21 protein-coding genes are annotated in these 23,360 nt (G+C 71.5%); 15 read left to right on the forward strand and 6 right to left on the reverse strand.

The features are described from left to right. Positions 1 to 42 precede the first annotated feature (42 nt). The 6 genes from OG352_RS07690 to OG352_RS07715 all read right to left on the reverse strand — a co-directional run bounded on the left by OG352_RS07690 (position 43) and on the right by OG352_RS07715 (position 7,073). Positions 43 to 1,473 carry an acyltransferase domain-containing protein gene (locus OG352_RS07690; RefSeq protein ID WP_329215629.1) on the reverse strand — a complete coding sequence of 477 codons (1,431 nt, stop codon included), beginning with the start codon at positions 1,471 to 1,473 and terminating at the stop codon, positions 43 to 45. 139 nt (positions 1,474 to 1,612) lie between these two features. Next, positions 1,613 to 1,960: a response regulator transcription factor gene (locus tag OG352_RS07695; protein WP_329215630.1), complete on the reverse strand. Its 348-nt coding sequence runs from the start codon at positions 1,958 to 1,960 to the stop codon at positions 1,613 to 1,615. Positions 1,961 to 2,273: 313 nt separating this feature from the next. Beyond that, on the reverse strand, positions 2,274 to 3,476 hold the full coding sequence (locus OG352_RS07700; RefSeq protein ID WP_329215631.1) for an MFS transporter: 1,203 nt from the start codon (positions 3,474 to 3,476) through the stop codon (positions 2,274 to 2,276). A 167-nt stretch (positions 3,477 to 3,643) separates the two neighbouring features. Continuing rightward, positions 3,644 to 4,762: an NADH:flavin oxidoreductase gene (locus OG352_RS07705; protein ID WP_329215632.1), complete on the reverse strand. Its 1,119-nt coding sequence runs from the start codon at positions 4,760 to 4,762 to the stop codon at positions 3,644 to 3,646. Positions 4,763 to 4,868: 106 nt separating this feature from the next. Next, complete coding sequence (locus tag OG352_RS07710) at positions 4,869 to 6,443, reverse strand: MDR family MFS transporter (RefSeq protein WP_329215633.1); 1,575 nt, start codon at positions 6,441 to 6,443, stop codon at positions 4,869 to 4,871. A 30-nt stretch (positions 6,444 to 6,473) separates the two neighbouring features. Next, on the reverse strand, positions 6,474 to 7,073 hold the full coding sequence (locus OG352_RS07715; protein WP_329215634.1) for an NADPH-dependent FMN reductase: 600 nt from the start codon (positions 7,071 to 7,073) through the stop codon (positions 6,474 to 6,476). Between the two features lie 119 nt (positions 7,074 to 7,192). On the opposite strand from OG352_RS07715, the gene OG352_RS07720 reads away from it, so the two are divergent. The 15 genes from OG352_RS07720 to OG352_RS07790 all read left to right on the forward strand — a co-directional run bounded on the left by OG352_RS07720 (position 7,193) and on the right by OG352_RS07790 (position 23,344). After that, positions 7,193 to 7,930: a TetR/AcrR family transcriptional regulator gene (locus OG352_RS07720; RefSeq protein ID WP_329215635.1), complete on the forward strand. Its 738-nt coding sequence runs from the start codon at positions 7,193 to 7,195 to the stop codon at positions 7,928 to 7,930. Between the two features lie 130 nt (positions 7,931 to 8,060). Further along, positions 8,061 to 8,921, forward strand: coding sequence for a hypothetical protein (locus tag OG352_RS07725; protein ID WP_329215636.1), 861 nt, complete (start codon positions 8,061 to 8,063; stop codon positions 8,919 to 8,921). A gap of 323 nt (positions 8,922 to 9,244) precedes the next feature. After that, positions 9,245 to 10,732: an FAD-dependent monooxygenase gene (locus OG352_RS07730; protein ID WP_329215637.1), complete on the forward strand. Its 1,488-nt coding sequence runs from the start codon at positions 9,245 to 9,247 to the stop codon at positions 10,730 to 10,732. Positions 10,733 to 10,745: 13 nt separating this feature from the next. Beyond that, positions 10,746 to 11,072, forward strand: a complete 327-nt coding sequence (locus tag OG352_RS07735) for a TcmI family type II polyketide cyclase (protein ID WP_329215638.1) — start codon at positions 10,746 to 10,748, stop codon at positions 11,070 to 11,072. Next, positions 11,069 to 12,349 (forward strand): beta-ketoacyl-[acyl-carrier-protein] synthase family protein, encoded by a 1,281-nt coding sequence (locus OG352_RS07740; protein WP_329215639.1) that lies wholly within the window; start codon positions 11,069 to 11,071, stop codon positions 12,347 to 12,349. Before OG352_RS07735 ends, OG352_RS07740 begins: the two co-directional genes overlap by 4 nt. Further along, entirely contained in the window at positions 12,346 to 13,572 is a 1,227-nt protein-coding gene (locus OG352_RS07745) for a ketosynthase chain-length factor (RefSeq protein WP_329215640.1), read from the forward strand. The genes OG352_RS07740 and OG352_RS07745 overlap by 4 nt, the downstream gene beginning before the upstream one ends. Positions 13,573 to 13,665: 93 nt before the next feature. Beyond that, entirely contained in the window at positions 13,666 to 13,935 is a 270-nt protein-coding gene (locus OG352_RS07750; protein ID WP_329215641.1) for an acyl carrier protein, read from the forward strand. Between the two features lie 129 nt (positions 13,936 to 14,064). Next, on the forward strand, positions 14,065 to 14,850 hold the full coding sequence (gene fabG, locus OG352_RS07755; RefSeq protein ID WP_329215642.1) for a 3-oxoacyl-ACP reductase FabG: 786 nt from the start codon (positions 14,065 to 14,067) through the stop codon (positions 14,848 to 14,850). A 20-nt stretch (positions 14,851 to 14,870) separates the two neighbouring features. Continuing rightward, positions 14,871 to 15,806, forward strand: a complete 936-nt coding sequence (locus OG352_RS07760; protein ID WP_329215643.1) for an aromatase/cyclase — start codon at positions 14,871 to 14,873, stop codon at positions 15,804 to 15,806. Between the two features lie 2 nt (positions 15,807 to 15,808). Beyond that, a complete protein-coding gene (locus tag OG352_RS07765) occupies positions 15,809 to 17,794 on the forward strand; it encodes an SDR family oxidoreductase (RefSeq protein ID WP_329215644.1) in 1,986 nt (661 codons plus the stop codon). Between the two features lie 20 nt (positions 17,795 to 17,814). After that, positions 17,815 to 19,026 (forward strand): MFS transporter, encoded by a 1,212-nt coding sequence (locus OG352_RS07770; RefSeq protein WP_329215645.1) that lies wholly within the window; start codon positions 17,815 to 17,817, stop codon positions 19,024 to 19,026. Positions 19,027 to 19,107: 81 nt separating this feature from the next. Beyond that, positions 19,108 to 20,400: an activator-dependent family glycosyltransferase gene (locus tag OG352_RS07775; protein WP_329215646.1), complete on the forward strand. Its 1,293-nt coding sequence runs from the start codon at positions 19,108 to 19,110 to the stop codon at positions 20,398 to 20,400. A 36-nt stretch (positions 20,401 to 20,436) separates the two neighbouring features. Further along, entirely contained in the window at positions 20,437 to 21,633 is a 1,197-nt protein-coding gene (locus OG352_RS07780; protein WP_329215647.1) for a nucleotide disphospho-sugar-binding domain-containing protein, read from the forward strand. Beyond that, entirely contained in the window at positions 21,633 to 22,214 is a 582-nt protein-coding gene (locus OG352_RS07785; RefSeq protein WP_443072181.1) for a dTDP-4-dehydrorhamnose 3,5-epimerase family protein, read from the forward strand. The genes OG352_RS07780 and OG352_RS07785 overlap by 1 nt, the downstream gene beginning before the upstream one ends. A 2-nt stretch (positions 22,215 to 22,216) precedes the next feature. Further along, on the forward strand, positions 22,217 to 23,344 hold the full coding sequence (locus tag OG352_RS07790; protein WP_329223750.1) for a nucleotide disphospho-sugar-binding domain-containing protein: 1,128 nt from the start codon (positions 22,217 to 22,219) through the stop codon (positions 23,342 to 23,344). Positions 23,345 to 23,360 lie beyond the last annotated feature (16 nt).

The following is a 23,360-nucleotide window of genomic DNA, read 5'->3' on the forward strand; positions in this document are numbered from 1 at the left end:
GGAAGCGGGCGGGTCGCCGCCACTCCGGTCGTGGTGATCCGCTCAGGCGGCTGCGATGGACACGTCGCCGCTCGCCAGGCGGGCGTGCAGCAGGTCGACCACCTTGCCGACGGTGTCGTGGTCGGAGAGACGGATGTCGCTGGGCGACAGGCCGTAGCGACCGGTCACCCGGGTCAGCAGCTCCACCTGCTTGACGGAGTCGATGCCGAGTTCGGCCTCCAGCAGGACCTCTTCGGTGAAGACCTCCTCGGGATACTCCAGCGCCTGCGCGTACAGCGAACGGAGCTCGGCGAAGAGCTCCTCCCGGTCCGGCGCCCCGCCGGGGGCGGGCGCGGCGGGCGCGGCGGACACGGGGACCGGGGCAGCCGCCGCGGCCGGCGCCGGCGCCGCCGGGCCCGCGAGTGCGGCGGCGGAGGCAGCCAGCTCTGCCTGGACGCGCGCGACGAGCCGCGTGCCGAAGGCGGCCCAGAACTGCTCGAAGGAGTCCGGTGCGGCGCCAGAAAGGCCGGTGACGGCCTGCTCCACACCGAGCCGTCCGTCCGCCTCCAGCCTGAAGGTCGACCGGACCGTGAGGTCGCCGGCGTCGGCCAGGACGCGTTCGACGCACCGGCCGAGGGAGCCGAGCCCGCCCGCCTCGACGAACGTGGTGACGCCGCCGTCGTAGAGAGAGCGCACCGTCCCGCGGAAGTCGACCGGCCGGACCAGGTGTTCGGCGAGCAGTGTCGCCAGGTCGTCGTCCGCCCGGTAGGTCCGGCGCAGGATCGGCGAGTACACGGCCGTGCGCGGAGCCTGCCGGAGCAGGCCGCCGATCCGGGCGGCGAACGGCGCCCGCACCGGCTCCAGCGCGGGGTGGTGGAACGCGAACGGCGAGGCGAGCAGGAGGCCCCCGGCATTCAGTTCGCGGGCCACGCGCAGCGCGGCGCGCACGGAGTGCTCGGGGCCGCTGATCACCGTCTGCCGGTCGTGGTTCTCGGCGGCCACCACCAGGGCCGGGTCGTCGAGGAGGTCGAGCAGCTGCCGGGTCCGCTGCCCGTCGAGCGTCAGAGCCGCCATTCGTCCCGCCGGCAGGTCCGCCTCCTCCAGGGCGCGCAGCCGCTCCGCGACGATGCGCGCGCCGTCTTCCACGGAGAACGCCCCTGCGGCGACGAGCGCCGGTATTTCGCCCATGCTGTGGCCCACGAAAAGCCGCGGTCGCAGGCCGTGTTCCTGCAGAATGCGCCAGGCAGCCACATCGCTGCCATAAATGGCCAGTTGTGACACCCAACTGGTTTGTTGCAGCAGGTCGTCCAGGGTGAGCGGAGGGCCGTCGAAGAGTACGGCGGAAACCGCACCCCCGAATATTTCCTCCGCCACCGCGTCAACGGCCTTGAAAGTCTCATCGACTTGCTGATACTTCATTCTGGCGGCATTGAGCGCCGCACCGCTGAATCCGCCCTGTCCCGGAAAGAGAACCGCCGATTCCTCTGCCGTCATCCCCGTTTTCACTCCACTCGACTTGAACCGTAAAAGCTATTGCGAGATACGAGACTTGAGGAGCGTGTATACGTACGGCAGGAGTCAACCATCGGACCGGCCGGCAGCGCACCGGACGAAAGTACAGTTGACAAATGCGCTATTTGGAGCTGAGCGCGACCACGTGCATGTAGGCCTGGGCCACCAGGCCGGCCTGCAGCCGCGAGTCCAGTTGCAGCTTGGCCAGGATGCGCGTGACGTGCGACTTGACCGTGCGCTCGGTGACGTAGAGGGCCGTCGAGATCCCATGGTTCGACAGGCCTCGGCCGAGGAGGATGAACACGTCGAATTCTCGGTCGGTGAGTTCTTCGATGTGGCGCACGGGGTCTTCGACCCAATTGGCACCGCTTTCACCGATGAGTGAGCTGATGCGTCTCCACTCCTGTCCGGACTCCCCTCTGTCGTCGGTCAGTTCATGCCAGGTTTCAGAGAGTAGGGCGATCAACATTCCCCCCTTGCTGACCAGCGGGGCGCCCGATCAGACCGGCGCCCCAGAAACCTTGCAGCCTTGTGCGGCGTGTGTGGCAGATCACCGGATCAGCATTGATCGGCGATCGTCAGGCAACGCCGAAGAACAGCTCCGTCCGGGGCGGGTCTGTTGACCGGGCCTCATTGAGCCGGTGGCCGCTCGACCGGAGAATTCTCGCAGGAACAGGGAAATTCAAACCGGTCCCGTAATCGGAGCTTCCCACTACCGTAGCAAGACCTGGGCACGATTTTCTATGGCAGCATGGAGAAATTGCCGTGCCGTGTGGAACCGGTCAACGGACGGTCCCGCTCGGGGAGTCGGGAAGAGGCACGGCGCCGTCGGCCGGGGCCGTCGCGGACTCCTCCCGGCGCCGGATGACCCGGTGCGCCAGCTCGGCGCTGCACAGCCCCAGGGCGAGGAACACCACGCTGATCAGACCGAGTCGATGGGCGCCCACGAGATGGAGACCCGCCGCACCGATGACGCCGGACAGGCCGACCCCGAGGTAGGTCGCGGTCGCGTTGAGCGCGATCGACAGCGGAGCTCCGGCGCCGGACACGGAGATCAGCCGGTGCTGTTGCGGGACGAGCACTCCGAAGCCGCACACGCCCCACACCGCGACGGCGAGCAGCGCACTCGGCAGGCCGGACCCGCTCCAGGGCATCAGCGCGAAGTCGACGACGCAGGCCAGCAGGGCGACGGTGAGCACCCGGCGGGTGCCGAACCGGTCGGTCAGGCTGCCGGCGGTCAGGTTGCCGGCCGTGGCCGCGAGGCCGAAGACGACGAGCAGGAGGGCGAGGCGGTTGCCGCTGCCGTCGGTCGCCCGGTCGAAGGAGAGGCTGATGTACGTGTAGACGGTGTACAGGCCGGTCAGGGTGAGCAGGGTCGTCGACAGCACCGTGGCGATCCGGATGTCGCGCAGGGGCGCGAGCCGTCGGCGCAGGCCGACGGCCGGCGGCCGGGGCGTCTCCGGGAGGAGGGCCGCGACGCCGAGTGCCGCGACGATGCCCAGGGCCGCCACTCCCCAGAGGGAGAGCCGCCAGTGGCCCGCGCCGCCGAGCGCGGTGCCCAGCGGAGCGCCGAGCGCGGTCGCCGCGCTCAGCCCGGCCACGACCAGGGCCAGCGCCCTGCCCCGCTGTTCGGGTGGGACGAGCCCGGTCGCCACGACGGTGGCGGCCGGCGTCACCACGGCCGCCCCGGCGGCGGCCACCAGCCGACCGGCCATGGCGACGCCGTAGTCGGGGGCGACGGCGACGATCACGTTGCCCAGGGTGAAGACCAGCAGCGCCGTCACCAGCAGGCGACGTCGCGGCCAGGACGCCGTGGCCGCGGCCAGCACGGGCGAGAGCAGCGCGTAGGCGAGCGCGAAGAAGGTCACCAACTGCCCGGCGACGGACGGCGAGACGTCGAGGGAGCGGGAGATGTCGGGCAGGATCCCCGCGATGAGGAAACCGTCGGTGCCGACGGCGAACGTCGCAGACGTCAGAACGAGCAAGCGTGGGTTCACCTGGATCCTCCGAATTTCCGGACATGCAAGCACGCGGACGGCCGCGGTGGTACCGGACTTACGTACACATCCGCGCCGCCCGCGCGGCCGTCGCTCCGGAGGCCGTCCGGAGCGACGGGATCATCGGCCTGCGGTCGGGCAGGCGGCCGTACGGCTCAGTGGAGGCCGCTGACGAGGCCCCGGTGGAACGGGGTGAGTTCGTCGACGCGTCCGGCGAGGACCTTCTGCAGCCACTCGGGGTCCCCGAGCAGGGCCCGGCCGACCGCCACGAGGTCGAACTCGTCGTGCTCCATGCGGTCGAGCAGCTCGCCGATGTCCGTGACCGTGGCCTGCTCGCCCTGGAACACCTGGAGGAACTCGTTGCTGAGGCCCACCGAGCCGACGCTGATGGCGGGTTTGCCGGCGAGCTTCTTCGCCCAGCCCGCAAGGTTGAGGTCGGACCCCTCGAACTCGGGGAGGTGGAACCGCCGGGTGGAGCAGTGGAAGGCGTCGGCGCCCGCGTCGGCCAACAGGCCGAGCATGGTCTCCAGTTCCTGCGGCGTCTCGGCGACCCGCGCCTGGTAGTGGTTCATCTTCCACTGGGAGAACCGGAAGGAGATCGGGAAGTCGTCGGAGACGCTCTCCCGGCAGGCGGCCACGATCTGGGCGGCGAAACGGCTGCGGCCGACGATGTCGCCGCCGTAGGCGTCGGTGCGCCGGTTGGTGTGCCCCCACAGGAACTGGTCGATGAGATAGCCGTGGCCGCCGTGGATCTCGACGCCGTCGAAGCCCAGCGCCTCGGCGGACGCCGCGGCCGTGGCGTAGGCGGCGACCACGTTGTCGATGTCCGCCTGGGTCATCTCCTTGCCCGACTTCGTGCCGTCCAGGGCGATGCCCGAGGGGCCGATCTGCGGGGCGTGGGGGACCGGCGGATTGCCTGCGGTGCGGTCCATGCCGACGTGCCACAGCTGCGGCATGATCCGGCCGCCCGCCTGATGGACGGCCTCGGCCACGGCCGACCAGCCGGCGAGCGCCTCGTCGCCGTAGAAGTGGGGGACGCGGGCGCTGTTGCCCGCCGATTCGTCGCCGACGTAGGTGCCCTCGGTGATGATCAGACCGACCCCGGCGGCCGCCCGCCGGGCGTAGTACTGCGCCACGTCGTCGCCCGGCACGCCGCCGGGGGAGAACTCGCGCGTCATCGGGGCCATCACGACGCGGTTGGGCAGTGTGAGGCCTCCCAGGGAGAACGGACGGACCAGGATGTCCCTGACACGTTCGACGGAATTCGTGGGCATCGGTGTTCACCTTCGATAGGGGCCGACCGCACGGCGACGGGGGATTCGGACCGTGCGGCCGGCAGCTTGGGTGGGTGCGGGGACCGGTGGCGGCGCGGGGCCGCGCTCAGTCCCCCGGAGGGGTGCGGGCGGAGTGCTTCCCGGCGCCGGCGATCGGCGTCCCGGCGGCCGCCGGGATCGGGGCCGGCGCCGCACGGACGAACCACGCCGTGCCGAACGCGATCGCGGACAAGACGGCCGCGCCGACCAGGACGCCGTGCAGACCGCTACTGACGGCTTCCCGGACCGCGTCGCGCATGGCGGTCGGCATGTCCTTCAGCAGCGCCGGGGTCAGTCCGCCGCCCGCGGTCAGCCGCTCCTGCGCGGCGGAGCCGAGCCGCTCGGTCAGCACCTCGCTCATGCGGCTGCTCTGCAGGGCGCCGAGCAGGGCGACCCCGAGGGAGCCGCCGATGGTGCGCACCAGGGTGACCGTGCCCGTGGCCGCGCCCATGTCCCGCACGTCCGCGTTGTTCATGGTGGTCAGCAGGGTGCTCTGGATCAGGGCGCCGACTCCCACCCCGATGACCAGGGTGAGCGCGGAGGCCGCGGCGAGCGGGGTGTCCGTGCCGAGCAGGAGCAGCAGCAGCGCCCCGGCGAAGGTGACGGCGCCGCCGGCGAGCGGCACGACGCGGTCCAGACCGCCGCCGTCCATCAGCCGCCCGGTGGTCAGCTGGGCCGTCAGCATGCCGAGCATCAGCGGCAGGATGAGCAGGCCGCTGGCCGTGGACGAGGAGCCCTGGACGAACTGCATGTACTGCGGGAGGTAGTTGACGACGGAGAAGAGGACGGCGCCGACCAGGAAGCTGAGGATCTGGGCGAGGGTGAAGTCCCGGCGGGCGAAGAGCCGGGGCGGCGTGATCGGTTCGGCGGCGCGCAGTTCTACGCGCACGAACCAGGCCAGGGCCGACGCGACGACCACGGCGAGTCCGGCGATCTGCCAGGACGTCCAGGCGTAGGTGGTGCCGGCCCAGCCGGCCAGCAGGGTGAGGGCCAGGATGCCGGTGGTGAGCAGGGCCGTGCCGAGCCAGTCGATCCGCCCCGTGACGCGGCCGGCGGGCAGCCGTACGCCCTTGGCGACCGCCAGCAGCGCGACGAGGCCGACGGGCACGTTGACGTAGAAGGCCCAGCGCCAGCTCATGTAGTCGGTGATGAACCCGCCGAGCAGGGGGCCGCCGACGAACGCGACCGGCATCATGACGCCCACCATCGACTGGATGCGGCCGCGGTCCTGCGCGGGCACCACCACGCCGATGACCGAGAGCGCGCCGACCATCAGGCCGCCCGCGCCGAGGCCCTGGAGGGCGCGGAAGGCGATGAGCTGCCCCATGCTCTGCGCCAGGCCGCAGAGCACCGTCCCGACCAGGAAGAGCGTCACGGAGTTCATGCAGGCGCCCTTGCGGCCGTACAAGTCCCCGAGCTTGCCCCAGATGGGAGTGGACGCGGCCATGGTGAGCAGGTACGCCGTCACCGACCACGAGAAGTGGTCGAGGCCGCCGAGGTCGCCCACGATCGTGGGAAGCGCTGTGCTGACGATCTGTCCGTCGAGCGTCGCCAGGAAGATGCTGAGCATCAGTCCGAAGACGCCCAGCCGGGGCAGACCGGGCCGGTCGGGCGCGGGAGCGTCGGTAGGGCGGTCGTTCATCGCTGCCCCCAGGGCACGAGTGGAGGGATGTCAGACGGCATACGGGCGCACGCGCCTGGCCTCGCGCAGGGCCTGCCCCCACCAGGTGAGCTGGTCGAGCATGGCCTTGGCCGCAACGTCGCACCCGGGGTCGGTCGGCCTGCCGTCGGCGCCGAAGACCTCGCCGTAGTTGTGGAAGCTGACGGTGTTGCGGATCGTGACCGCGTGCAGCTCCGCGAGCACGACACGGAGCTGTTCGACGGCGCGCAGGCCGCCCGCGAGTCCGCCGTAGGAGACGAAGCCGACCGGCTTGGCGTGCCACTGCTCGTTGTGCCAGTCGACGGCGTTCTTCAGCGGCGCGGGGAAGCTGTGGTTGTACTCGGGCGTGACGATCACGAAGGCGTCGGCCCGGGCCAGCCGCGGCGACACCGCGCCCAGTTGGGCCACGACCTCGTCGGTGGGGGCCTGCCCGAACGCCGGGAAGACGGTGGGCAGAGGCGTCTCGACGAGGTCGATCAGGTCGACCTCCATGTCCTCGCGCTGGGCGATGTGTCCGGCGATCCAGTCCGCGACGACCGGACCGAACCGCCCATCCCGGGTGCTGCCGATGATCACCGCGGTCCGGAGGGTGCCGTCAGTCACGTCGGCCATGGAAGACTCCTCGGTGGTGTGTACGCCGTATCGTTCTCGTACAACGTACACATTGAAGTGTACGTTGTCCACTCCTGATACGATGTACACAGCACCGTTCGTCGGAAGGAACCGAAGCGATGGCCGCCCAGGAGAGACAAGCAGCGAGCGAGGACAAGGACCACGTCTCCGTGTGGGAACGCCTCGAACGGCCGACGCCCGCCCCCCGCACCACCCTCACCCCCCTGCGGATCGCCGGGGCCGCCGTCGGCGTCGCCGACGCGGAGGGACTCGACGCGGTCACCATGCGCCGCCTGGCCACCGAACTCGGCGTCGCCCCCATGGCCGCGTACCGCTACGTCACCGGCAAGGACGAGCTTCTCGAGCTGATGATCGACTTCGTGTACGCGGAGCTGGAGCTGCCCGACGGCAAGGAGGGCTGGCGCGCGACCATGCGGTCCGTCGCCCTGCGGATAAGGGAGGTCCTGCTGCGGCACTCGTGGGTGACGCGGGCGACGTGGTGCGCGCCGACCCCGAACCAGCTGGCCGTGCCGGAGGCCGTCCTGGCCGCGCTCGACGGCCTCGGGCTCGACGCGGACAACGCCATGGCGGTCTACAACACCCTCACCGCCTATGTCCACGGCGCGGTGGACTCGGAGGTCGGGCTGACGCAGATGCTGCGCGTCCGCGGCTGGTCCACCCGCGAGGAGGCCCGCGCCGGACTGGCCTCACAGATGGGCTGGCTCGTGACCACCGGCCGTTTCCCGATGTACGCGCGCTACATCGGCGAGGCCCGGCGCAAGGACGATCAGCAGTGGCAGTTCGAGGCCGGTCTGGACTCCGTCCTCGACGGCATCGCGGCGCGCCTCTCGATCTGAGGACATCGCCAGGACAGGTCGGTGCGGAAAACCGAAGGCCCGCTACAGAGAAAATACATGTAGCGGGCTTTCGCTTGCCGGTTCCTGAATCCGAGAAATAGATTCGCCGCACTTCGAAGCGGTGGGGGAAATGACTTACGGATTCACGGACACCACGGATACAGCCCTTACGACGACCACGGAACCGACGGAGTGCGAGGGCGCCGCGTGCCTGCGCAGCGAGACCGCCGGCCGCGCCCCGGAACTGGCCGTCGCCGGCAGCCGGCTCTGCCCGAACTGCCGGCTCCGTCTCACCCACGACCTGCGGCGGCTGCCGCGCCTGCACGACGAGTGCGGACAGTTGCTCACCGGCGTCGACCGGCCGCGCGACCGCACGTCCGGCGGCGGCTCCGTGCCCGGTCTGCCCTTCAACACGGCGGCCGCCGAGGCCCGTTCGGGGATCATCGGGATTCTGCGGTCCTGGGCTGCGCTGGTGATCGAGGAGCGGGGCATCGGCGCCCCGCAGGACACCCCGGCCGGGATCGCGGACTTCCTGCTGCAGCACTGCGCATGGCTCTTCGTACACCGGGCCGCCGGTGAGCTGTCCGACGAGGTGGCACGGTGTGTGCGCCGGGCCCGCCGGGTGATCGACCCGGCTCCGCGGCGCCGGGTCCAGGTCGGCGACTGCGTCGTGCCGGGCTGCGGGGGCGTCCTGACCGCGGCGGTCCGGCCCGGCGGCTCCGACCCCGCGGTCGAGGTGGGCTGCGACGCAGAGCCCGCGCACCGCTGGTCCGGGCAGGAGTGGATGCGGCGGGGCGGCCGGCTCGGCGCGGAGCGCACGGAGCCGGCGGGGCGCTGGATGACCGCCCGGGACATCGCCGTGCTGTGGGGCGTCGCGCCCGGCAGCGTCTACCGCCGCGCCAGCGAGGACCAGTGGCGCCGCCACGCCGTCAACGGCCGCACCTACTACCACGAGCAGGACGTCCACGCGTCATTCGGCGCCCGCGCCTGACAGACGCAGGCGACGGCGCCGGCGCCGGCGACAGCCGCAGCGATCAACGGCTCCACCAGGGTGAACCGCCCTGGTGGAGCTTTTTTCGTTGCCCCCGGAAATTTGATTTAACAAAGGTTTGACTCAAACATGTCGTTGAACTGGAATACGGGTATTGACATCCGTCGGGATTCCGAAGAAGCTCTTCATTAGCTTCCGCAGCACTGTGTCGATTCATCCGACACGAACGTCACTGCAGAAAAGCATCAAGCGGCGCACCGATGTCCCATTCCGGTGCGCCGCTTCGTCGTATCGACCATTCCGACGCCCCGGAGGACACATCCATGGACGCTTCCGTCATCGTCGCCGGCGCAGGTCCCACCGGACTCATGCTCGCCGGGGAACTACGGCTTGCGGGAGTCGACGTCATCGTGCTGGACCGGCTTCAGGAGCGCACCGGCGAGTCCCGCGGGCTAGGCTTCACGACACGGACGATGGAGGTCTTCGACCAGCGCGGACTGCTGCACCGCTTCGGCGACATGGGCACCAGCAACGCCGGCCACTTCGGCGGTCTGCCGGTGGACTTCGGCGTCCTCGACAGCATCCACCAGGCGGCCAAGACCGTGCCGCAGTCGGACACCGAGACAATGCTCGAAGGCTGGGTGCGCGAGCTGGGCGTCGACCTCCGGCGCGGCCACAGCCTGGTCACCCTGCGCGACCACGGCGACCATGTCGAGGCCGAGGTGCGCGGCCCCGAGGGCGAGGAGAGCCGGCTGACGGCTTCCTACCTCGTGGGGTGCGACGGCGGCCGCAGCACCGCGCGCAAGGCCTCCGGCTTCGACTTCCCGGGCACCGCGGCGACCATGGAGATGTACCTGGCGGACATCAAGGGCGTGGACCTGGCCCCGCGGCTGATCGGCGAGACGTACTCCGGCGGCATGGTCATGTGCGGCCCGCTCGGCGACCGCGGCGTCACCCGCATCATCGTCTGCGAACGCGGCACGCCGCCGCGCCGGCGCACCGAGCCGCCCTCGTACGCGGAGGTGGCCGCGGCCTGGCAGCGGATCACCGGCATCGACATCTCGCACGCCGAGCACGAGTGGGTCAGCGCGTTCGGCGACGCGACGCGGCTCGCCACCGAGTACCGGCGGGGCCGGGTGCTGCTGGCCGGGGACGCCGCGCACATCCATCTGCCGGCCGGCGGCCAGGGCATGAACACCGGCATCCAGGACGCCGTGAACCTCGGCTGGAAGCTGGCCGCCGTGGTCCGCGGCGCCGCGCCCGAGGAGCTGCTGGACACCTATCACGGCGAACGGCACGCGGTGGGCGAGCGGCTGATGATGAACACCAAGGCGCAAGGCCTGCTCTTCCTCAGCGGCGACGAGGTCCAGCCGCTGCGCGACGTGCTGGCGGAGCTGATCCGGTACGAGGAGGTCAGCCGCCATCTCGCCGGCATGGTGAGCGGCCTGGAGATCCGCTACGACGTCGGCCCGGGCCGCCACCCGCTGCTGGGTCTGCGGATGCCGCACCTGGAGCTGGTCGGCGACCGGCGCAAGACCAGCAGCACCGAACTGCTGCGCGCGGGGCGGGGTGTGCTGCTCGACCTGGAGGACAACGCCGTCCTCCGCGACCGCGCGGCCGGGTGGTCGGACCGGGTGGACATCGTGACCGCAGAGCCCCACGGCGTCCTGGCCGGCAGTCCGCTCTCGGGCACGTCGGCGGTGCTGGTCCGTCCCGACGGGCACGTGGCCTGGGCCGCGCCGGGCAGCCATCACGATCTGCCCATGGCACTGGAGCGCTGGTTCGGTCCGTCCCGGATCCAGCAGGTCTGACAAGGAGAGACTCATGCACAGCACATTGATCGTGGCCCGGATGGAACCCCATTCGGCTGATGACGTCGCCCGCCTCTTCGGCGATTTCGACGGCACGGACATGGCACACCGGATGGGCACCCGGCGCCGACAGCTCTTCACCTACCGGGGCCTCTACTTCCACCTCCAGGACTTCGACTCCGAGGACGGCGGCGAGCGGATCGAGGCAGCCAAGACGGACCCGCGGTTCGTCGGCATCAGCGAGGACCTCAAGCCGTTCATCACCGCCTACGACCCCGCCACCTGGCGCTCCCCCGCCGATGCCATGGCGCAGCGCTTCTACCACTGGACCGCGCTGTGAGCGGCCCGTACGGCAGGCGGGTCGTGATCACCGGCATCGGCGTCACCGCGCCGGGCGGCGTGGGCGCCAAGAGCTTCTGGAGCCTGCTGTCCGACGGGCACACCGCGACCCGGCGCATCAGTTTCTTCGACCCCTCCCCGTTCCGCTCGCAGGTCGCCGCCGAGGTCGACTTCGACGCCGAACTGCTGGGCCTCGGCGCCCAGGAGATCCGGCGGATGGACCGGGCCGCACAGTTCGCCGTGGTCACCGCGCGGGAGGCGGTGGCGGACAGCGGACTCGAGTTCGACGCCCTCGCCCCGCACCGCACCGGCGTGACCATCGGCAGCGCGGTCGGCGCGACAACGGGGCTCGACGAGGAGTACCGGACCGTCAGCGACAGCGGACGGCTCGAGCTCGTCGACCACCAGTACGCGGTCCCGCACCTCTACAGCTATATGGTGCCCAGTTCCTTCGCCGCGGAGGTGGCCTGGGCGGTGGGCGCGGAGGGCCCGACCACGGTGGTCTCCACCGGCTGCACCTCAGGCCTCGACGCCGTGGGCTACGCCGCCGAACTGATCCGCGAGGGATCGGCCGACGTCATGGTGGCCGGCGCGGCGGACGCCCCGATCTCGCCCATCACCGTGGCCTGCTTCGACGCGATCAAGGCCACCACATCGCACAACGACGACCCACAGCACGCCTCCCGCCCGTTCGACGGGACCCGCAACGGGTTCGTCCTGGGCGAGGGTTCGGCCGTCTTCGTCCTGGAGGAACTGGACAGCGCGCGGCGGCGCGGCGCCCATGTGTACGCGGAGATAGCCGGGTACGCCACGCGCAGCAACGCCTTCCACATGACGGGGCTGCGCCCCGACGGACGCGAGATGGCCGAGGCGATCCGGGTCGCCCTGGACGAGGCGAGGCTCGCCCCGCAGGCGGTCGACTACATCAACGCGCACGGTTCGGGCACCAAGCAGAACGACCGGCACGAGACCGCCGCGTTCAAGCGCAGCCTCGGCGAGCACGCGTACGCCGTGCCGGTCAGCTCCATCAAGTCGATGGTGGGGCACTCGCTGGGCGCCATCGGCTCGATCGAGATCGCGGCGAGCGCGCTGGCGATGGAGAACAACGTCGTGCCGCCCACCGCCAACCTGCACACGCCCGACCCCGAGTGCGATCTCGACTACGTGCCGCTCACCGCGCGGGACTGGAGGACCGACGCCGTGCTGTCCGTGGGCAGCGGCTTCGGCGGATTCCAGAGCGCCATGGTGCTCGCCCGTCCCGATCGGAGGGCCGCATGAGCGGGTCCGGCGTCCGGGTCGCCGTCACCGGGCTGGGCGTGGTCGCGCCCAACGGCCTGGGTGCTGAGGCCTACTGGACGGCGACCCGCAAGGGGATCAGCGGCATCGGCCGCATCTCACGGTTCGTCCCCGACCGGTATCCGACCCAACTGGCCGGTGAGATCGAGGGATTCGCCGCGCAGGAGCATCTGCCGGGCCGGCTGCTGCCGCAGACCGACCGGATGACCCAGCTCGCCCTCGTGGCCGCGGACTGGGCGTTCGAGGACGCCGCGGTGCGGCCCGGGGAGCTGCCCGAGTTCGAGATGGGCGTGATCACGGCCAGCTCGTCGGGTGGCTTCGAGTTCGGCCAGCGGGAGTTGCAGGCCTTGTGGAGTCAGGGGAGTCGGTACGTCAGCGCGTATCAATCGTTCGCCTGGTTCTACGCCGTCAACAGCGGCCAGATCTCCATCCGCAACGGCATGCGAGGCCCGAGCGGCGTGGTCGTCAGCGACCAGGCGGGCGGGCTCGACGCGGTCGCCCAGGCGCGGCGGCAGATCCGCAAGGGCACCCGGCTGGTGATGTCGGGGGCCGTCGACGCCTCGATCTGCCCCTGGGGCTGGGTCGCCCAGATGGCGAGCAACCGGCTGAGCACCAGCACCGACCCGGCGCGGGCCTATCTGCCCTTCGACGCCGCGGCGAACGGCCACGTGGCCGGCGAGGGCGGCGCCCTGCTCGTCCTGGAGGAGCTGGAGCAGGCCCGGGCCCGGGGCGCGAAGCAGATCTACGGCGAGATCGCCGGGTACGGCTCCACGCTCGACCCCCGGCCGGGCAGCGAGCGTCCCGCGGGTCTGCGCAAGGCGATCGAACTGGCGCTGGCCGATGCCGGGGCCACGCCGGGCGAGATCGACGTGGTGTTCGCCGACGCGGCCGCGATCCCCGAGCTGGACCGGATCGAGGCCGCGGCGATCACCGAGGTGTTCGGGGCCGGGGCGGTGCCGGTGACGGCGCCCAAGACGATGACCGGGCGGCTCTACTCGGGAGCGGCTCCCCTGGACCTGGCCGCCGCGTTCCTCGCCATGCGGGACGGGGTGATCCCGCCGTCCATCGGCATCACGCCCTCCCCCGAGCACGGCCTCGACCTGGTCGTCGACCAGGAGCGGACCGCCACGGTGCGCTCCGCCCTGGTGATCGCCCGCGGCCACGGCGGTTTCAACTCCGCGATCGTGGTGCGCTCCGCCGCATAGGGCCCGGCCCGCCGACGAGCGGCGACTGTCACCCGGCGCGCGGAGGACCGGCGTGACCGACTCCCCACCCCAGCAACGAAAGGACACTCACCCATGCCTTCACACGAGTTCACCATCGCCGACCTCAAGCGCATCCTGCGCGAGGGGGCCGGCGCGGACGAAGGCGTCGACCTCGACGGGGACATCACCGACATCGACTTCGAGTCGCTGGGCTACGAGTCCCTGGCCATGCTGGAGACCGGCGGCCGCATCGAGCGCGAGTTCGGCGTCACCCTTGACGACGACACGCTGACCGACGCCAAGACGCCGCGCGCGCTGATCGAGTCCGTCAACGCCCTTCTGGTGCCCGCCGAGATCGGCTGAGCCCAGCCCCGGACCGCGCCGCCGGTTCCCGCCGGTTCCCGTCGATGCCTCCGACGGGAACCGGCGGCGCGCTTTCTCCTCCTCGCCCCCCTGCGCTTTGCGCCTCCCACCCTTCTGCAGGAGACAGACATGAAACAGCAGAATCCGAAGGTCGCCCTCGTCACCGGCGCGACCAGCGGCATCGGCCTGGCGGTGACCAGGCTGCTGGCCGAGCAGGGCCATCGGGTGTTCCTGTGCGCCCGCACCGAGGACAGCGTGACCCGCACGGTCAAGGAACTCCTCGACGAGGGGCTGGAGGTGGACGGCGCCCCCTGCGACGTCCGCTCCCCCGACGACATAGGACGGTTCGTGCGGCAGGCGGTCGAGCGCTTCGGCACGATCGACGTACTCGTCAACAACGCGGGCCGGTCCGGCGGCGGAATCACCGCCGACATCACCGACGAACTCTGGTACGACGTCATCGACACCAACCTCAACAGTGTCTTCCTGATGACGCGCGAGGTGCTCACCACGGGCGGCATGCGCGACAAGGACCGCGGCCGCATCATCAACATCGCCTCCACCGCGGGCAAGCAGGGCGTGGTGCTCGGCGTCCCCTACTCGGCCTCCAAGCACGGTGTCGTCGGCCTCACCAAGGCGCTCGGCAACGAGCTGGCGCCCACCGGCATCACCGTCAACGCGGTCTGCCCCGGCTATGTCGAGACGCCGATGGCGCAGCGCGTGCGCCAGGGCTACGCGGCCGCGTACGACACCAGCGAGGACGCCATTCTCCAGAAGTTCCAGGCGAAGATCCCGCTCGGCCGCTACTCGACGCCGGAGGAGGTCGCGGGCCTGGTCGGCTATCTGGCGTCCGACACCGCCGCCTCCATCACCTCCCAGGCGCTGAACGTCTGCGGCGGCCTGGGCAACTTCTGAGACACGGAGGAGAGCACATAATGACGACCCGTCAGGTCGAGCACACCATCACCGTCGAGGCCCCGGCCGCCGCCGTCTACCGGCTGATCGCCGAGGTGGAGAACTGGCCGCGGATCTTCCCGCCCACCATCCACGTCGACCACGTCGAGCGCGGCGCGGGCGAGGAGCGCATCCGGATCTGGGCCACCGCCAACGGCGAGGCGAAGAACTGGACCTCGCGCCGCACCCTGGACCCCGAGAGCCTGCGGATCACGTTCCGCCAGGAGGTCTCCACCCCGCCGGTCGCCGCCATGGGCGGCACGTGGATCATCGAGCCGCTGTCCGGGACGTCGTCGCGGGTGCGGCTGCTGCACGACTACCGGGCCGTCGACGACGACCCGGAGGGCCTGAAGTGGATCGACGAGGCCGTCGACCGCAACTCCCGCTCGGAACTGGCCGCGCTGAAGACCAACGTCGAACTGGCCCACGCCTCCGAGGAGATCACGTTCTCCTTCGAGGACACCGTGCAGATCGCCGGCGCGGCCAAGGACGCCTACGACTTCGTCAACGAGGCCGGGCTGTGGGTGGAGCGGCTGCCGCACGTGGCCTCCGTCCGCTTCTCGGAGGACACCCCGGGGCTGCAGACCCTGGAGATGGACACCCGCGCCAAGGACGGCTCGACGCACACCACGAAGTCGTACCGGGTGGTCTTCCCGCACCACAGGATCGCGTACAAGCAGGTCACCCTGCCCGCGCTGATGACCCTGCACACCGGCTACTGGACGTTCGCGGAGAACGACGGCGGCGTCGCCGCGACCTCGCAGCACACCGTGGTCCTCAACACGGCGAACATCGCCGCGATCCTGGGCCCCGACGCGACCGTCGCCGACGCCCGGGGGTACGTCCGCAGCGCGCTGAGCACCAACAGCCGCGCCACCCTGGGCCATGCCAAGGACTACGCCGAGAACAAGCGCTGACCATGGCCGCGCTGGACACCGATGTGCTCGTCGTCGGCGCCGGACCGGTCGGTCTGCTGCTCGCCGGGGAGCTGCGCACCGGCGGGGCACGGGTGACCGTGCTGGAGCGGCTGACCGAGCCCACCGCCGAGTCGCGGGCGTCGATCCTGCACGCCCGCACCATGGAACTGCTGCACGAGCGGGGCCTGGTCGAACGGTTCGGGCCCCCGCCGGACGCCGGGCCCGGCCACTTCGGCGGCATCCCCCTCGACCTGACCGAGGCCGGCGACAGCCCGTACGCCGGTCAGTGGAAGGCACCGCAGACCCGTGTCGAGGCCGTTCTCGCGGACTGGGCGACCGGGCTCGGCGCCGAGGTGCGACGCGGCCACACGGTGACCGGTCTGGTCGAGGCGCCCGACCGGGTGCACGTCGTCGCGACCACGTCGGCGGGTGAGCGGCTACGGCTGAGCGCCGCGTACGTCGTAGGCTGCGACGGCGAGGAGAGCGCCGTACGGCGGCTGGCCGGCTTCGCGTTCCCCGGTGCCGGTCCCACCAAGGAGCTGCTGCGCGCGGACCTGGCGGGCATCGACCTGCGGGAGCGGCGCTTCGAGCGGCACGCGGGCGGGGTGGCCAACGCCCGCCGCGGACCGGACGGCGTCACCCGCATCATGGTGCACGCGTTCGACCGGGTACCCGGCGAGTCGAAGACCCCCGCCTTCGAAGAGGTCTGCGCGGTGTGGGCCCGGGTCACCGGCGAGGACGTCAGCGGCGCCGAGCCGGTCTGGCTCAACGCGTTCCACAACGCCCGGCGGCAGGCCGCCCGTTACCGCATCGGCCGGGTGTTCCTCGCCGGGGACGCCGCCCATGTCCAGCTGCCGGTGGGCGGGCAGGCTCTCAACCTCGGCCTGCAGGACGCGGCGGACCTCGGCGGAAAGCTCGCCGCACACCTCACCGGCCGGGCCGGCGAGGAACTGCTCGACACCTACCACGCCGTCCGCCACCCGGTGGGCGCACGCGTGCTCGGCAACATCGAGGCTCAGGCTCAGCTGTTGTTCGGCGGGCCCGAAGTGGACGGCGTGCGGACGGTGTTCCGGGAACTGCTCGGGATCCCGTCGGCCCGCCGCCATCTCGCCGCGATGATCAGCGGGCTCGACGGCGGCGGCCCGGCCGTGACGGAGCCCGGCGGCCCAGCCGTTCCCGGCGCTCCCGGACCGAATCGTCAGCACACCACGCACAGGAGGATCACCATGGGCAAACTGACCGGAAAGACCGCGCTCGTCACCGGCTCCAGCCGCGGCATCGGCCGGGCCACGGCGATCCGGCTGGCCCGCGAGGGGGCGCTCGTCGCGGTGCACTGCTCCAGCAACCGCGAGGCCGCCGACGAGACCGTCACCGCCATCGAGAAGGAGGGCGGCCGGGGCTTCTCGGTGCTGGCCGAACTCGGGGTGCCCGGCGACGTCCACGAGCTGTTCCTGGTCCTGGAGCGGGAGCTGAAGGAGCGCACCGGAGCCAGCACCCTCGACATCCTGGTGAACAACGCCGGCGTCATGGGCGGCGTGGCCCCCGAGAACCTCACGCCCGAGGCGTTCGACCGGCTCTTCGCCGTCAACGCCAAGGCGCCGTACTTCCTCGTGCAGCGCGCGCTGGACAACCTCCCCGACGGCGGCCGGATCATCAACATCTCCTCCGGGCTGACCAGGGTCGCCAACCCGCAGGAGGTGGCGTACGCGATGACCAAGGGCGCCATCGACCAGCTCACCCTGCACTTCGCCAAGCACCTCGGCCCCCGCGGTATCACCGTGAACAGCGTGGGTCCGGGTATCACCGACAACGGCACGCCGATCTTCGACGACCCGGAGGCGGTGGCGGCCATGGCGAACTACTCGGTCTTCGGACGGGTCGGCGAGACACGGGACGTCGCCGACGTGGTGGCCTTCCTCGCGAGCGACGACTCCCGCTGGATCACCGGCTCCTATTTGGACGCCAGCGGCGGCACGCTGCTCGGCTGAGCGAGCGGACGGCCAAGCCGATGAAGACGCTCTCCTCGCACCCCGCCCCCCGGATCGGCGCCGGACGGCGGGCCCTGCTCTTCGTGCTCGCCGGCAACATGCTCATCGACGCCCTCGAGGTCTCCGTCGTGCTGGTCGCCCTGCCGGCGGTGGGACGGGACCTCGGTCTCTCGATGCTCGGCAGCCAGTGGGTGATGAGCGGCTTCGCCGCCGGTTTCGCGGCGCTGCTGCTGCTCGGTCCGCGCCTCGTCGCCCGGTGGGGCAGGCGGCACGTGTACCTGGCCGCGCTGCCGGTGTTCATCGCCGCCTCGGTGGCCGGCGGTCTCACCGACCATGGCGCCGTGCTGGTCGCCACCAGGGTGGTGAAGGGCATGTGCGCCGCGCTGACCGCGCCCACCGGGCTCGCGATCATCAGCACCGCGTTCCGCCCGGGAGCCGAGCAGCGCCGGGCTGTGTCGGTGTACTCGCTCTTCGGGGCGGCCGGGTTCACCGCGGGACTGCTGTGCTCGGGGGCGCTCACCGAACTGAGCTGGCGCTGGAACCCGGTGTTCCCGGCCCCGGTCGCCCTGCTGTTGCTGGCGGCCGGATCCCGGCTCATCCCCCGCGACGCGGCACCGGCGCCCGCCGCGCCGCTCGGGGCGACCCTGGCGCGGCTGTTGCGCAACGGTCCGTTCCGGCGCTCGGCGGTGTGCGCGGCCACCCTCAACGGTACGTACCTGGGCCTGCTGATGCTGCTCGTCCACCGGCTGCACGACCAGTGGGGGTGGAGCCCCTGGCGCACGGCGCTCGCGTTCCTGCCGGCCTGTCTGCCCCTGGCGCTCGCGCTGCCCTTCGCCGGCCGGATGGTGGCGCGCTTCGGCACCGAACGGCTGATCAGGGCCGGAAGCTGTGCCGCGGCGCTCGGCTGCGTGACCGCGCTGCTGACCGGGACGCCCGAGACGTACGCCACGGGAGTGCTGCCCGCGCTGCTGCTCGTCGAGGCCGGCTTCGTGCTGTGCTTCGCGGCCCTCAACCTCCAGGCCACGTCCGGGATTCCAGCCGAGCACCGGGGTTGCGCGGTGCCGGTCTACCAGACAGCCGTACAGCTGGGCGCGGTGCTCGCGCTGCCGGCCACGGCCGCGTTCTCCGGCGCCGGTTATCGGGGCGCGCTGGCGTTCCTCACCGCCGTGTCGGCGACGGGCGCGCTCGTCGCCTGCACCGCCCGCACCCGCGGGGGCGACGCCGCGCCCTGACGGCGCAGGTCCTCACGCACCCCGGGCCCGTCCCCGCACCGCCATACCCCCGTGCACCCGAATACGAACGGAGTTTCAACGATGCGTGTCCTGTTCACCATCTTTCCGGCGACGGCACACCTCTATCCCATCGTGCCGCTGGCCTGGGCGCTGCAGAGCGCCGGGCACGAGGTCGTCGTGGCGAGCCATGCAGGCGTCGTGGACCCGGGGGTGATCTCGAACATCAGCGCGGCGGGGCTCACGGCCGTACCGCTGGGAACGCCGGAGGAGTTGCCGGAAGCCCTGAGCAAGAACACGGGGGACGGCAAGCCGGACCGCCCCACGCTCTCTTTCGACGCGTTCGAACCGGCGGAGTCGCAGGGCTGGCGCACGGCGCGCTCGGTCTTCACCGGCATGTTCAGGATGCACTACCCCGAGCCCGAGGAGCCGGGCGGCCGCAGGCCCGTGCTGGACAACCTGGTCGACTTCGCCCGCGCCTGGCAGCCCGATCTCGTGCTGTGGGACCCGCTGATGTTCCCCGCGCCCATCGCCGCGCGGGTCAGCGGCGCCGCGCACGCCCGCCTGGTCTGGGGCACGGACAACATCGCCGTGATCCACGAGCGGACGAAGCGGGAACTGGCCGACCCGGAAGCGGAGTTGACCGAGCACCCCTGGCTGAGCTGGTACGGCCCGATACTGGAGCGGTACGGGCTGGAGTTCAGCGACGAGATGCTGCTCGGCCAGTGGACCCTCGACCTGACCCAGTCCAGGATGCGGCTGCCGCTCGACCTCACGCACGTCCCGGTGCGGCGGGTCCCCTACAACGGCGCGGCCTCCCTCCCGGCGTGGCTGCACCACCGGCCCGAACGCCCGCGCGTGGTGCTCACCCTGGGGGTGAGCCGCCGCAAGATCTTCGGCAAGTACAGCGGCTTCCCCATGCGCGAGTTCTTCGACTCGGTGTCCGCCCTGGACATCGAGGTCGTCGCCACCCTCAACGGCGAGCAGCTCGCCGCGGTCGGCGCCCTGCCCGACAACGTCCACACGGTCGAGTACGTGCCGCTCAACCAGGTCCTGCCGACCAGTTCGGCGATCATCCACCACGGCGGGGGCGGGACCTTCTCCGCCGCCGTCGCCTTCCAGGTGCCCCAGCTCGTGGTGCCGCTGCCGATGTGGGACGAGATGGTCACGGCCCGGTACGTCGAGGACATGGGGGCGGGTCTGGCCGCCGATCCCGAGGCCCTGGACGTCGCGGGACTGCACAAGCAACTCGTGCAGCTCCTGGAGGACCCGTCGTTCTCCCTCGGCGCGCGCCGTCTGTACGACGAGATGCTCGCCGCGCCCGCGCCGAAGGACATCGTGCCCCTGCTCGAGCGCCTGACCGCCGAGCGCCGCTGAACGCGCCCGTACAGGCCGGAGAGGACTGTCCGTCAGATGCGCGTACTGGTGATCACCACCCCTGTACCGTCCCATTTCCTGCCTCTGGTGCCCCTGCTGTGGGCGCTGCGGTCGGCCGGCCACGAGGTGACGGTGCTCGGCCAGCCCGATGTGCTCGGCGCGGTCCGGGCCTGCGGGCTCACCGGCGTCGAGGTGGGCAAGTCGTTCGACGTCGACGCCTTGCTGCTGAGGAACCTGCCCGCAGAGCAGCGGCCCCTGCAGGCCCGGCCCCGGCCGGCCCCCGAACTGCTCGGCGGGTACGGCAGGCTGTGGTGGGCCCACGCCGCCGCGCTGCTCGACCGCTACACCGCCCTGGCCGAGGAGTACGGCCCCGAGCTGATCTTGGCCGACCCGCTGGAGTACTGCTCCCTGATCATCGGCGCCCGGCTGGGTGTGCCGGTGGTGCACCACCGGTGGACGGTGGACGCCATCTCCAGCCCCGCCCGGCGCTTCGTGCGCGCCGACGTCCCGGAGCCGGCCGGGGGACCCGGGCCGTCCGGGCTGCCGGACCCGACCGTTCTGCTCGACCCGTGCCCGCCGGGCCTGCGGATGCCGGACGGCGAAGCGGGCGTGCCGATCAGGTACGTGCCCTACAGCGGGGGCGCCGAGACGCCGGCCTGGGTGCGGGCGGACCCCGGCCCGGGAGCCGGGCGGCGACGGGTCGCCGTCTCGCTGGGCAACACGCCGGCCCTGCACGGCGGGCCCTTCGTCCGCGGCCTGCTGCACGCCCTCGCCGCCCGCCGTGACGCCGAGATCCTCGTCACACTGCCGCGGCCGTACCGCGCGGCGGTCGGGCCGCTGCCGGGGAACGTGACGGTCGTCGACCCGCTGCCCCTGCACCTGTTCCTCGGGACCTGCGACGCGATGGTCCACCACGGCGGCGCCGGCACGGCGATGACCGCCACCGCGTTCGGACTGCCGCAGCTGGTGCTGCCGCAGCTGGCGGACCACTTCCCGCTGGCCGACCGGCTCGCCGCGACCGGGGCGGGACTGTCCTTCGACACCGCGGCGCGGCAGGACGACCCGCAGGTCGTCGGCCGGGCCCTGGACGAGCTGCTGTCCGACCCGCGCTACGCCGAGTCGGCCCGCCGGCTGGCCGCGGAGATGGCCGCGATGCCGTCCCCCGCCACCGTGGCCGCCGATCTGGAGCGACGGGCGGGAGCAGCCACGAAACCGAGAGAGGCGAGCGTGTAGTGCACATCGAGGAAATGACCCTGCCCGGGACCTACCTGATCACGCCCGACCAGATTCCGGACGAGCGCGGGACGTTCTACGAGTCCCTGCGCAGCGACGCGCTGGAGAGCGTGACCGGCGTCGCCTTCCGGCCCCAGCAGATCAACTACTCCGTGTCGAGACGGCACACACTGCGCGGGATCCACAGTGTGCGCATACCGCCCGGGCAGGCCAAGTTCGTCACCTGCGTCCGCGGTGCGCTGCGCGACATCGTCGTGGACCTGCGGATCGGCTCCCCGACCTTCGGCGAGCACCAGGTCAACGAACTGGACGCGGACTCCGGCAGGTCCGTCTACGTCCCCGAGGGCGTGGGCCACGGATTCCTCGCGCTCAGCGACGACGCCTGCATCTGCTACGTCGTCTCCACCGCGTATGTGCCGGGCACCCAGATCGACGTCAATCCGCTCGATCCGGAACTCGATCTGCCCTGGGACTGCCCTGAGACCCCCCTCATCTCGGACAAGGACGCGAAGGCGCCGACCGTGGCCGAGGCCGTACGGGCAGGCCTGCTGCCCCGATTCAGCAAGGCAGGGACACCGTGAGAATGCTCTTCGTGGCGGCGGGCAGCCCGGCGACGGTCTTCGCCCTGGCACCGCTCGCCACCGCCGCTCGCAACGCGGGCCACCAGGTGGTCATGGCCGCGAACGACGACATGGTCCCGGTCATCACCTCCTCGGGCCTGCCGGGCGTCGCGACCACCGAGCTGCCGATCCGGCACTTCATCACCACGGACCGGGCCGGCAACCCCGAGGAGATTCCTTCCGATCCGGTCGAGCAGGCCCTGTTCACCGGGCGCTGGTTCGCCCGCATGGCCGCCTCGAGTCTGCCGCGGATGCTGGAGTTCTGCCGCGCCTGGCGGCCCGACCTGATCGTCGGCGGCACGATGAGCTACGTCGCCCCGCTGCTCGCCCTGCACCTCGGCGTGCCGCATGTGCGCCAGACCTGGGACGCCATCGAGGCCGACGGCATCCATCCCGGCGCCGGCGCCGAACTCCGGCCGGAACTAGCAGAGTTCGGCCTTGACCGACTGCCCGACCCCGATGTCTTCGTGGACATCTGCCCGCCGAGCCTGCGGCCGGCGGGCGCCGCCCCGGCCCGGCCGATGCGGTATGTCCCGGCCAACGCCCAGCGGCGGCTGGAACCCTGGATGTACAGCCGGGGCGAGCGCCGCCGCGTCCTGGTGACGTCCGGGAGCCGGGTCGCCAGGGAGAGCTACGACAAGAACTTCGAATTCCTGCGCGGCCTCGCCAAGGACGTCGCCGCCTGGGACGTCGAGCTGATCGTCGCCGCACCCGAAGCGGTCGCCGACGCCCTGCGCGACGAACTGCCGGGTGTCCGGGCCGGCTGGGCGCCCCTCGACGTGGTGGCGCCCACCTGCGATCTGCTCGTGCACCACGGGGGCGGCGTCAGCACCCTGACCGGACTGAACGCCGGTGTGCCCCAACTGCTCGTTCCCAAGGGCGCCGTGCTGGAGAAGCCGGCCCGTCGCGTCGCCGACCTCGGGGCCGCGATCACGCTGCTGCCCGGCGAGGACTCGGCCGACGCGATCGCGGACTCCTGCCAAAAACTGCTGTCCGAGGACGGATACGGCGAGCGGGCCCGCGAACTCTCCCGGGAGATCGCTGCCATGCCCTCGCCCGCGAGCGTGCTCGACGCGCTCGAACCGGCATGAACACACGAACCGAGAG

This window comes from Streptomyces sp. NBC_01485, assembly GCF_036227125.1.
In the GTDB taxonomy this organism is placed as follows: domain Bacteria; phylum Actinomycetota; class Actinomycetes; order Streptomycetales; family Streptomycetaceae; genus Streptomyces.

Bases quoted from the DNA above. Each gene is read 5' to 3' on its own strand.
- OG352_RS07690 (WP_329215629.1), bottom strand. From the start codon at position 1,473: ATGACGGCAGAGGAATCGGCGGTTCTCTTTCCGGGACAGGGCGGATTC.
- OG352_RS07695 (WP_329215630.1), bottom strand. From the start codon at position 1,960: ATGTTGATCGCCCTACTCTCTGAAACCTGGCATGAACTGACCGACGAC.
- OG352_RS07705 (WP_329215632.1), bottom strand. From the start codon at position 4,762: ATGCCCACGAATTCCGTCGAACGTGTCAGGGACATCCTGGTCCGTCCG.
- OG352_RS07710 (WP_329215633.1), bottom strand. From the start codon at position 6,443: ATGAACGACCGCCCTACCGACGCTCCCGCGCCCGACCGGCCCGGTCTG.
- OG352_RS07715 (WP_329215634.1), bottom strand. From the start codon at position 7,073: ATGGCCGACGTGACTGACGGCACCCTCCGGACCGCGGTGATCATCGGC.
- OG352_RS07720 (WP_329215635.1), top strand. From the start codon at position 7,193: ATGGCCGCCCAGGAGAGACAAGCAGCGAGCGAGGACAAGGACCACGTC.
- OG352_RS07725 (WP_329215636.1), top strand. From the start codon at position 8,061: ATGACTTACGGATTCACGGACACCACGGATACAGCCCTTACGACGACC.
- OG352_RS07730 (WP_329215637.1), top strand. From the start codon at position 9,245: ATGGACGCTTCCGTCATCGTCGCCGGCGCAGGTCCCACCGGACTCATG.
- OG352_RS07735 (WP_329215638.1), top strand. From the start codon at position 10,746: ATGCACAGCACATTGATCGTGGCCCGGATGGAACCCCATTCGGCTGAT.
- OG352_RS07745 (WP_329215640.1), top strand. From the start codon at position 12,346: ATGAGCGGGTCCGGCGTCCGGGTCGCCGTCACCGGGCTGGGCGTGGTC.
- OG352_RS07750 (WP_329215641.1), top strand. From the start codon at position 13,666: ATGCCTTCACACGAGTTCACCATCGCCGACCTCAAGCGCATCCTGCGC.
- fabG (WP_329215642.1), top strand. From the start codon at position 14,065: ATGAAACAGCAGAATCCGAAGGTCGCCCTCGTCACCGGCGCGACCAGC.
- OG352_RS07760 (WP_329215643.1), top strand. From the start codon at position 14,871: ATGACGACCCGTCAGGTCGAGCACACCATCACCGTCGAGGCCCCGGCC.
- OG352_RS07765 (WP_329215644.1), top strand. From the start codon at position 15,809: ATGGCCGCGCTGGACACCGATGTGCTCGTCGTCGGCGCCGGACCGGTC.
- OG352_RS07770 (WP_329215645.1), top strand. From the start codon at position 17,815: ATGAAGACGCTCTCCTCGCACCCCGCCCCCCGGATCGGCGCCGGACGG.
- OG352_RS07775 (WP_329215646.1), top strand. From the start codon at position 19,108: ATGCGTGTCCTGTTCACCATCTTTCCGGCGACGGCACACCTCTATCCC.
- OG352_RS07780 (WP_329215647.1), top strand. From the start codon at position 20,437: ATGCGCGTACTGGTGATCACCACCCCTGTACCGTCCCATTTCCTGCCT.
- OG352_RS07790 (WP_329223750.1), top strand. From the start codon at position 22,217: ATGCTCTTCGTGGCGGCGGGCAGCCCGGCGACGGTCTTCGCCCTGGCA.